The organism is Ruegeria sp. HKCCD6119, assembly GCF_013110585.1.
Taxonomy (GTDB): domain Bacteria; phylum Pseudomonadota; class Alphaproteobacteria; order Rhodobacterales; family Rhodobacteraceae; genus Ruegeria.
Map to the genome: position 1 here is coordinate 226531 of NZ_WVQV01000005.1, position 10106 is coordinate 236636.

A 10106-nucleotide genomic window follows, 5' to 3' on the forward strand; every position below is an offset into this window, starting at 1 on the left:
TGATCTGCTGGCCCTTCTTTTCAGTGTTTATTGCTGTTCCTTTGCTGCCAGCAGGCGGTCGATGATGTCCTGACCGACGTTTTGTGCCATCGCGGGCCAGACCGTTTCCTGGACATGAGCGGCCATCGCAGCTTGTTCTTCGTCGCTCAGGCGCAGGATGGTGTAGCCTTTGTCGAGTAGTTTCTGGCCGAACACCTCGTCATTCTCACGGTTGTAGGCAAAGAAGTCTTCGGACGCCTTGGTCATCGCGGCCTGCAGCGCGGCACGCTGTTCGTCGTTCAACTTGTCGAGCGTCCGCTGCGACGCATAGAAAGTTGTCAGCTCTGAGATCGAGTTGTATTCGACAAAGTGAGTGCCAACATCCGACTTTGCGAAGATCGAGTAGGTCGCAGTCTTGGTGCAGCAGATGGCCCCATCGACAATGCCGGCCTGAAGTGCGGGGAAAATGTCGCCCCATGCCATGGTGGTCGCCTGGTAACCCAGTTCTTCGACCATCGACTTCACGACGCTGGACGACCAGACACGAATGTTCATGCCTTTGTCGTCAAAGGTATTCCAGTTGTCGGGCTCTTGCGAAGCAACGATACCGATGAACCCCTCCGGATTCTGTGCCATCACGCGAACACCGTATTCGTCGGTGATCTCTTGCAGGATGGTGTTGAACTCGGAATCCATGTTCAAAAGCGTGCTTTCCATGTCATCCCAGCCGCCCAGCAGGAACGGCATTGATAGGAATTCCAAACGCGGATCGGTATCGGCATAGATGAACGCCGATGCCAGGTCGATATTACCGCGCGCAACATCTTCGAACAGCGCCTCACCCGAACCCAGTTGGTTTGCCGGGAATACTTCGATCTTCAAGCCGACGTCTGCTGCCGCGACATCCGCTGCGACCTGCTCCATCATTTTCGTGCCCTGATGGTCAATCGGGAACACACCGGCAAAGCGCAGAGTCATGTCTTCTGCTGCGGCTTCTGTTGAGATTGTGGTTGCAGCAAGCAAAGCCGCGGCACCCATCGCGCCAAGGGCGCGGCGGTTAATCTTCGTAATCATTAGGTTTCCTCCTCAGTGGTGGGTCTCCCGCCGCATTGCGCGCGGCGGGACGTTTCTTTGCTTCAATTCAGCAAAGTTCCGGGGCGATGAACTCATATCCAAGATCATCGGCCACAGCTTTGTATGTCACCTTCCCGTGGGCCACGTTCAGGCCGTTCATAAGGTGACGATTGTCTGCGAGTGCTTGCTTCCACCCATTGTTGGCAATGGCCAGAGCATGCGGCAGCGTGACGTTATTCAGTGCATAGGTCGACGTTCGGGCGACTGCGCCCGGCATGTTGGCGACGCAGTAGTGAACAACATCGTCGACAACATACGTGGGCTCTGCGTGAGTGGTGGCTTTGGACGTTTCAAAGCAGCCGCCCTGATCGATCGCCACGTCCACGACGACCGCACCGGGTTTCATTTTTGAGATCAGCTCGCGCGTGACCAGCTTGGGTGCAGCGGCACCCGGGATCAGAACCGCGCCCACAACCAGATCGGCATTGGTGACTTCTTCCTCCAGCGCAGCCTTGGTCGAATAGACAACCTTGGCGGACGCCTCGAAATGGTTCTCCAACTTCTCAAGAACTGCCGGATTGCGGTCTAGAATAGTCACGTCCGCATGCAAGCCAACAGCCATCTGAGCCGCATTGAACCCAACAACACCGCCACCGATGACCACAACTTTGCCGGGCTTCACGCCGGGCACGCCGCCCAGCAATACGCCCAGACCGCCCTTTGCTTTCTCCAAAGCGCTGGCACCGGCCTGGATCGACATGCGACCGGCAACCTGGCTCATCGGTTTCAGCAGGGGCAGACCGCCATTATCGTCGGTGACTGTCTCGTAAGCGATGCAGACAGCGCCCGAGTTGACCAGATCTTTGGTCTGTTCCGGGTCGGGGGCCAGATGCAAATAGGTGTATAGGATTTGACCTTCGCGCAGCATGGCGCGTTCCACAGCCTGAGGTTCCTTCACCTTCACGATCATCTCTGCATTGGCAAAGATATCGGCTGCGGTTTCGGCGATCTCTGCGCCCGCGGCCCGGTACGCATCATCATCCGCGCCGATGCCGATGCCGGCATTGGTTTCCACGATGACGTTGTGACCATGAGAAACCAGTTCCGCGACGCTTTCGGGGGTCAGGCCAACCCGATATTCATGGTTCTTGATTTCCTTGGGAACACCAATGAACATTTTCTTCACTCCTTGGATCGGATGATCATTTTGCCGTTGGCATGACGAATTCGGCACCTTCCGAGATGCTCTCGGGCCAGCGCTGCATGATGGATTTCTGCTTGGTGTAGAAACGAACGCCCTCTTCGCCATAGGCGTGCATGTCGCCGAAAAGGCTCTTCTTCCAGCCGCCAAAGCCGTGCCATGCCATCGGAACCGGGATCGGGACGTTGACGCCGACCATGCCGACCTGAACCTGTTTGCCGAACTCACGCGCAACGTTGCCGTCACGGGTGAACAGTGACACGCCGTTGCCGAACTCGTGGTCGTTGATCAGTTGAAGGCCTTCGGCAAAGTTCGAGACGCGGACGCAGGACAGGACGGGGCCAAAGATCTCTTCCTTGTAGATCTTCATGTCGGGCGTGACGTTGTCGAACAGGGTGCCGCCCAGGAAGAACCCTTCTTCGTGCCCTTCGACGGTATAGTCGCGACCATCGACTAGCAGGTCAGCACCCTCTGCAACACCAGAGTCGATGTAGCCTTTGATCCGATCACGCGCAGCGGCGGTGACAATCGGGCCCATCTCGGCGTCCAGTTCAAGGCCATTCTTGATCTTCAGAGTTTCGGCGCGCTCTTTCAGGACCGGCATCAGTTTGTCGGCGGCATCGCCAACCAACAGGGCAACAGAAATCGCCATGCAGCGTTCGCCCGCCGACCCGAAGGCCGCACCAATCAGGGCGTCGGCAGCCTTGTTCATGTCGGCATCGGGCATCACCAGCATGTGGTTCTTTGCGCCACCCAGAGCCTGAACCCGTTTGCCGTGCCGAGCACCAACTTCGTAGATATAGTTCGCAATCGGGGTCGAACCGACGAAGGACACGGCCTTGACGTCGTCGTTCTCCAACAACGCGTCCACGGCGACCTTGTCACCTTGTACGACGTTGAACACACCATCAGGGAAACCCGCCTTCTGCATCAGATTCGCGTACAGCAGAGAGGCCGACGGATCGGTCGGAGACGGCTTCAGGATAAAGGTATTGCCTGCGGCGATGGCGATCGGGAACATCCACATCGGCACCATGACCGGGAAGTTGAAGGGAGTGATCCCGGCGACAACCCCCAACGCCTGACGCGTGGTCCAGTTGTCCATGCCAGTGGAGACCTGCTCCGTGTAATCGCCCTTGAGGAGTTGCGGGATGCCGCAGGCAAACTCGATGATATCAATACCGCGCTCAACCTCGCCTTGGGCGTCGGTGAAAACCTTGCCGTGCTCGACGGTGATCGCGCGCGCCAATTCGTCCTTGTGCTCACGCACCAGAGCCAGAAAGTTGTTCATAAGACGTGCACGGCGGATCGGCGGAGTGTTCGACCACTTCGGGAACGCTGCTTTGGCGGCGGCCACTGCGTCGTCGACTGTCTGGACGTTCGCCAGCGACACCTCGCCGGTTTGCGCTCCGGTTGCGGGATTGAAAACCGGCTGAGTATTTTCACCGGATGGAGCAGTGATTTGGCCATTAATGTAGTGGCCGATCAAAGCGATCGGGGATGCATCTTTCATGATGTCAGTCCTTTTTGGGGTTAGAAGTCAGGGACTATGGCAGGTCAGCCAATACTTCTCCGAGTGTTTGACAGAGTGTCGTTATTTCGGGTTCCGAGATGATCAGTGGTGGCGACAAGGCAATGATGTCACCGGTGACACGGATCATTATTCCGGCATCCCAGGCCCGCTTCATTGCATCATAGCCCCGTGCACCCGGCGCGCCTTCTCGTGGGGCGAGTTCAATTGCGCCAACCAGTCCCAGGTTGCGAATATCGATCACATTCGGCAGCCCTTTAAGGCTGTGAAGCTGATCCTCCCAAGGCTGCGATAGCAACGCGGCGCGGCGGAACAGGTCGTTCTGTTCATAGCTCTTCAAAGCTGCCAGCGCGGCGGCACAGGACACCGGATTTGCGGAATAGGTATAGCCATGGAACAGTTCGATCGGCGCATCGGCGTTTTCCATCGCCGAGTCGTAGATCTTATCGGACACAATGACCGCACCCATCGGAATTACGCCGTTGGTCAGGCCTTTGGCGGTCGTGATGATGTCTGGCTTTACATCAAAATAATCTGATGCCGTCGCCGCACCCAGACGACCAAATGCAGTGATTACCTCGTCGAAGATCAGCAGAATGCCATGTCGGTCGCAGATCTCACGCAGTCGCTTCAAGTATCCTTTCGGCGGCAGAAGCACACCGGTTGAACCGGCCATTGGTTCGACGATCACAGCCGCAATGGTCGAGGCGTCATGCAAAGCAACCAAACGCTCCAGATCGTCCGCCAACTCTGCCCCGTGTTGCGGGCAACCGCGAGAGAATGCGTTTTTCTCCAGATCATGCGTGTGACGCAGATGATCAACACCGGTCAGGAGCGTGCCGAAATGCATGCGGTTCTTGACGATACCGCCAACCGAAATGCCACCAAACCCTGTGCCATGATACCCGCGCTCGCGCCCGATCAGGCGGGTGCGCGCTCCATCGCCTCGCATCCGATGGTAATGCAGTGCGATCTTGAGCGCCGTATCGACGGACTCGGAGCCAGAGTTGGTGAAGAAGGCGTGATTCATTCCCTCAGGCATCATCGCGGTCAGCTTTGCCGACAACTCAAACGCCTGAGGGTGGGAGAACTGGAAATTCGGCGCATAGTCCAACTCGTGCACCTGCTTCTGCACGGCTTCTACGATCAGCGGATCCCGGTGGCCCGCGTTGACGCACCACAGTCCGGCGGTGCCATCCATGACCTTCCGACCATCGGAACTGGTGTAATACATTCCTTCAGCCGATTGGATCATCCGGGGCTCGCGAAGGAAATCACGATTGGCCGAAAACGGCATCCAAAACGATGACATTGTGTTGGGTTGATCGAGCACGTACATTCCTCGTGAAGCAGATTTTCATTTGATGACAGATCTTTGCAGAGTTCGCGCCTTCCGCATACCCGGCTTTGTTTTAATCTGTAAGTTATTGAAAAAAATCGTTGCGCCCTTAGAATGCTTTCGATCCAAAGCGGGAAAGCACTGGAGTAACGGTTATGTCATCAGATCTCGAAACAGCCCGTCGTCTAAAGTTGATTCGAACGACCAAAGGCCTCAGTCAACGCGAAATGGCGAAACGCGCAGGAGTGGGTAGCGGAACGATTTCTCAGATCGAGAGTGGATCAACTCAACCTTCCGTGGCGCTGCTAAAAAAGATCCTTGCCGCAGTCGACGTCAACTTGGGTTTTTTCTTCAGTTTCGAATTGCAGAACGAGGAGTCGTTTTTTTATCCGCACGAAAGAATGCGCGACCTTGGTTCAACCGGAGTTTCCTATTTGCTTGTCGCAGGTGAGCGCCGAGACAGAAAATTACAGATGCTAATCGAGGAGTACGAAGTAGGTGCCGACTCGGGGCGAGCTGAACTGTCTCACGAAGGTGAGGAATGCGCGGTTGTGATAGAGGGCCGTCTTGAAGTCACGGTTGATGGGCAGTCGAGGGTGCTGGGGCCAGGTGATGCGTATTACTTCTCAAGCATTTTGCCACACAGGTTTCGGAATGCCGGTGATGCGCCGTGCAAGGTGATCAGCGCATGCACACCTTCGTCGTTCTGACTGAACCACAAGAGCTCTTTTGTGAGCGTTTTCAATATTTCGCGGAATGGTGAAATTCGACAACCAACTCGTAATGTCGAGATGAAGTCGACATTCACAACCAGGAGCCAATTGTCGGTTTTCTTACGCGGTCCCGAACGGCGAATTCTTATCGGATTTCGCGCTTGCCGTGAATGGCCGGAATGCGTGCGCGGCTGCAGAAATCCAACGAAGTGCGCAAAGTCGGTTCTGGGCCGTCCTTAACGGCGAGGGCTCCGCATAGCCAGGACCGACTACTTGAATTCGAAACTTGTTCCGAAGCTTGTGCCCCTCCGGCACGATTCGAACCAGCCCTCACACCTCTACCATTTAGGCATTGTCGACCGAAAACAGAGCCGCAAGCGCTGCTTCGCGTCCGGCCAACGCGCCGTCGCGCACAGTTGCGAGAACCAGCTTTCTGGCCGAAGCCTTTGGAAGTTGGATACTTTTGACCTCTGCGGACCGATATCGGACAACGTCCGGTGCAGGCAGAAGCGTAAATCCCAGTCCCGCTGAGACACATTCCATGATGGCTTCCAGGTTATCGAGAACGATCGTCTCGGACTCCTTTGGTCGGTCATGCTTCAACATTTCGCCTGCGATAAGTTTCCCGATGCCCGTGTTGGGCATGAAGTGAAAGAAGGGCTGCTCACTCAGCAAACCCGTGAGGCCGTCCACTAGGAGGGTTTCATGGGCCGCAAAAACAAAAGGTTCTTCCCTCAGCACCAATTCTGACAGCGCATCAGGAACGCCTTCGGCATCCGTGACAAGCGCCGCGTCGAGTTGTCCATTCACAACCTTATCCTGCAGCACTTTTGAGAGCCCGGTCTCAAACGCGAAGGTCGCCTGTGGAGCATCGCGCTTGGCGTTCCTCAGAAAGTCAGGCAGCAGTCGGACGGCGGCGGAGGTCACAAAGCCGATCCGGAAATGTCCAACCAAAGTATCCGTGGGCCTGCACAGATTGAGAAGCTTGTCCTCGCGTTGCAGCAGCGGCGTCGCGGCCTCGACGATGGTTCGTCCTATGGGTGTCAAGCGCGGTGGCCGCACGGTGCGATCAAAGAGATCGACGCCGAGTTCCGTTTCCAAAGCCTTCATCTGCATGGAAAGAGCGGACAAAGTCATGTTCAGCTGCTCAGCTGCTTTAGCAAAGGAGCCGACCTTGGACACGCGGACCAGGGTTCTGAGAGAACGTGTCTGCATTACTTAAGAAACTCTGTATTTGATATCAAATCTTATTCGATTGTGTTGGACTTTAGCAAGCGTATTCTGACCAGAAGAGAATGAGGGACTTGCCATGACACATCCGCTTGTTGACGTCGCAAAAGAGTTGGTGCCGGGATTTGAGAAACGCGCTGCAGAGTGGGACAAATCCCGTGTCTACTGCTGGCAGAACGTTGGTGAACTCGCCGATGCCGGGATCATGGGGATGTCTATTCCGAAGGAATATGGCGGTCAGGGCGCAAGCTTTCTCGACGTGGCCATGGTGGTCGAAGAGATCGCCAAGGCCTGCACGCTGACGGCGCGCGTCGTTGTCGAAGGCAATATGGGCGGCATCAGCGCAGTCATGGGCTACGGCAATGATGAGCAGAAAGCCTTTTGCGCGTCCCATGTTCTGTCCGGCGACAAACCCGCGATTTGCATCACCGAACCTGAGGCCGGGAGTGCTGCAACTGAGATGCTGACCACGGCGCGCAAACAAGGTGATCGATACATCCTCAACGGCACCAAGCACTGGATCACCGGCGGCGGCGTGTCAAAACTCCACCTCATCTTTGCCCGCGTCCTCGATGAAGCGGGTGTCGAGCAAGGCATTGGCGGTTTCATCCTTCATGCCGATCCGCTCTCGGGCGAGATGCCAAAAGGGTTCGCCGTGGTGGGCCGCGAATATACGATGGGCCTTTGCGGGATGCCGGAAGCGGAACTTCGATTTGAGAATGTCGAGATCGAAGAGAAGTGGTTGGTCAAACCGCCATCTGGCCTCAAGCGCGGCTTTGCCGACCTCATGAATGCTTACAATTCACAACGCGTCGGCGCGGGTACCATCGCCATGGGTGTCGCCGCCGGGGCGCTCGAACATGCCAAGCGTTACCTCCATGAGCGGGAGCAGTTCGGGCGTCCGCTTGCGGAGTTCCAAGGCCTTCAATGGATGGTCGCGGATATGGACACGCAGGTCCATGCGGCGCGGCTGATGTTGCATGAGGCGGCGCGGTCGCGCGGCCCGAATGGCAGCCAATACCCTGACATGACAATGGCCGCCCGTGCCAAGCTCTTTGCCTCCGAGATGGCGATCAAAGTCGTCAGTGACGCGCTGCAGATGTTCGGTGCACGTGGCTACTGCGACCGCGAGCCGTTGGAGCGGATGTATCGGGATGTGCGCATGTTCACCATTGGCGGTGGAACAGCGCAAATCCTGAGAACTCAAGTCGCCGGGACCGTTCTCGGGATCAAAACACCACAGACGCGTGACGGGTATGCGCGCCTCACGACACCAGCACGCTTCGCGGCTGAATAGGAGACCCCATGAAAACTGAGAAAGACCTTCGGGCCGCCGACCTCGTCGCGCGGCGGCTCTACGAGGCTGGCTGCAGGCATGCATTTGGTATGCCGGGTGGCGAGGTGCTGACGATAGTCGATGCGCTCAAAACGGCCGGTATCAAATTCATTCTGTGCAAGCACGAAAACAGTGCCGGCTTTATGGCCGAGGGCGCGCATCACATGACGGGCGCGCCCGGCATTCTGGTGGCGACAGTCGGGCCGGGGGCTGTCAACGGCGTCAATGTCGTCGCGAATGCACAGCAAGACCGCGTGCCCTTGATCGTCCTGACGGGCTGTGTCGATGCAACCGAAGCCCTGACCTATACCCATCAGGTTTTAGATCATCAGGCTGTATTCCGTCCCATCACCAAGGCGAGCTTCGTGCTGACTGCGGATGGAGCGGATACGATTGCAGACAAGGCCGTTGCAATTGCAACGGATGGCCGGGACGGTCCTGTTCACATCGACGTCCCGATCTCCGTGGCCGATGCAAAGCCTGGACCCGTTGAGATGCGCCGCCGGGCCAAGGTCAGCGCGGTTGTTCCTGGGGAAGATGATCTCACGCTGGCCCGCTCATGGCTCGCGTCTTCCAAGCGACCCGTGATGATCGCTGGCCTGGATGCGCTCAAGGACAATGCGAGCGCCGCTGTTTTGCGTTTTTGCGAAGCGCATAACGTACCGGTCATTACGACTTACAAAGCCAAAGGCATCATCGCGGAAGATCATCCGCTCTGCCTTGGCGGAGCGGGCCTGTCGCCAAAGAACGATGATATCCTACTGCCCTTTGTGAAGGAGGCTGATCTGATCATCTGTGCTGGCTACGACCCAATCGAAATGCGGGTTGGGTGGCGCGATGTCTGGGACCCTGAAATTGTCAATGTCATCGACATCACCGCCGAGCCCAACACCCACTACATGCACCAATCGACCCTCCAACTCGTCAGCCATGTCGGACTAACGTTGGACGCTATGTCAGATTGCATTGCGACAACGCCGAGCTGGTCGGGGGGCGGGATCGACGACGTGCGTGACAGCCTGACCAAGGCCGTTGCCGAGACGGAGGCGTGGGGACCTGGTGTGGTCATCGATACCTGTCGCGACGTGCTGCCAAAGAACACTGTCGCTACCGTCGATTCCGGCGCGCACCGGATTCTGCTATCCCAGAAGTGGTCCTGCTACGCGCCTAAGGGCCTGTTGCAGTCGTCTGCTCTCTGCACGATGGGCTGCGCGGTTCCGCTCGCAATGGGTGCCTCCCTGATCGAGCCCGAGCGAACCGTCGTGTCTTTTTCCGGTGATGCCGGCATGCTGATGGTCGCGGGCGAATTGTCGACAGCAGCGGAACTTGGGTTGAAGACCATTTTCGTGGTCTTTGTGGACGCCAGCCTCGCGCTGATTGAAATCAAACAGCGCGGCCGTCAGCTCAAGAACGCGGGCGTCGATTTCGACAAGCACGACTTTGCCCGATTGGCCGAAGCCTTCGGAGGCAGCGGGCATACCGTTGGCAACGCCGAAGAACTGAAGGCTGCACTCATGGCAGCTCGGAGCGCGGACAGTTTCACAGTCATTGCTGCGGTGATTGATCGGGGGGCATACGATGGACGGATCTGATATGCGTGCAGACCGCCTCGCGGCAGTCGCGCCCTCGATGATCATGGGGCTCGTCGCTAGGGTCAGGATGCATTGATTTTCGCTGCGCTGCGTGATTCACGGCTCCCAAAA

Annotated in this window: 8 protein-coding genes; 3 read left to right on the forward strand and 5 right to left on the reverse strand. The window is 57.1% G+C overall.

The annotated features are described in order from the left end of the window. Window positions 1-27 precede the first annotated feature (27 nt). From dctP to GS611_RS13960, 4 genes are all read right to left on the reverse strand, one after another. Window positions 28-1017, reverse strand: a complete 990-nt coding sequence (dctP, locus tag GS611_RS13945; RefSeq protein ID WP_171636643.1) for a TRAP transporter substrate-binding protein DctP — start codon at window positions 1015-1017, stop codon at window positions 28-30. A 103-nt stretch (window positions 1018-1120) separates the two neighbouring features. After that, the gene (gene ald / locus GS611_RS13950) at window positions 1121-2230 is read right to left on the reverse strand and encodes an alanine dehydrogenase (RefSeq protein ID WP_171636599.1); all 1110 of its coding nucleotides are present in this window, start codon (window positions 2228-2230) and stop codon (window positions 1121-1123) included. A gap of 25 nt (window positions 2231-2255) precedes the next feature. Beyond that, entirely contained in the window at window positions 2256-3767 is a 1512-nt protein-coding gene (locus tag GS611_RS13955) for a CoA-acylating methylmalonate-semialdehyde dehydrogenase (protein ID WP_216598284.1), read from the reverse strand. A gap of 34 nt (window positions 3768-3801) precedes the next feature. Then, window positions 3802-5124 carry an aspartate aminotransferase family protein gene (locus GS611_RS13960; RefSeq protein ID WP_171636601.1) on the reverse strand — a complete coding sequence of 441 codons (1323 nt, stop codon included), beginning with the start codon at window positions 5122-5124 and terminating at the stop codon, window positions 3802-3804. Between the two features lie 155 nt (window positions 5125-5279). On the opposite strand from GS611_RS13960, the gene GS611_RS13965 reads away from it, so the two are divergent. Then, window positions 5280-5834 carry a cupin domain-containing protein gene (locus GS611_RS13965; RefSeq protein ID WP_171636604.1) on the forward strand — a complete coding sequence of 185 codons (555 nt, stop codon included), beginning with the start codon at window positions 5280-5282 and terminating at the stop codon, window positions 5832-5834. Between the two features lie 348 nt (window positions 5835-6182). Here the strand turns inward: GS611_RS13965 and GS611_RS13970 are convergent, their stop codons facing one another. Then, window positions 6183-7052, reverse strand: coding sequence for a LysR family transcriptional regulator (locus tag GS611_RS13970; RefSeq protein WP_253285054.1), 870 nt, complete (start codon window positions 7050-7052; stop codon window positions 6183-6185). A 94-nt stretch (window positions 7053-7146) separates the two neighbouring features. Here GS611_RS13970 and acdA point away from each other — a divergent pair, with 94 nt between their 5' ends. Together acdA and GS611_RS13980 are read left to right on the forward strand one after the other, a co-directional pair. After that, entirely contained in the window at window positions 7147-8364 is a 1218-nt protein-coding gene (gene acdA / locus GS611_RS13975; protein WP_171636608.1) for a 3-sulfinopropanoyl-CoA desulfinase, read from the forward strand. Window positions 8365-8372: 8 nt separating this feature from the next. After that, window positions 8373-9995 carry a thiamine pyrophosphate-binding protein gene (locus GS611_RS13980; protein ID WP_171636609.1) on the forward strand — a complete coding sequence of 541 codons (1623 nt, stop codon included), beginning with the start codon at window positions 8373-8375 and terminating at the stop codon, window positions 9993-9995. Window positions 9996-10106 lie beyond the last annotated feature (111 nt).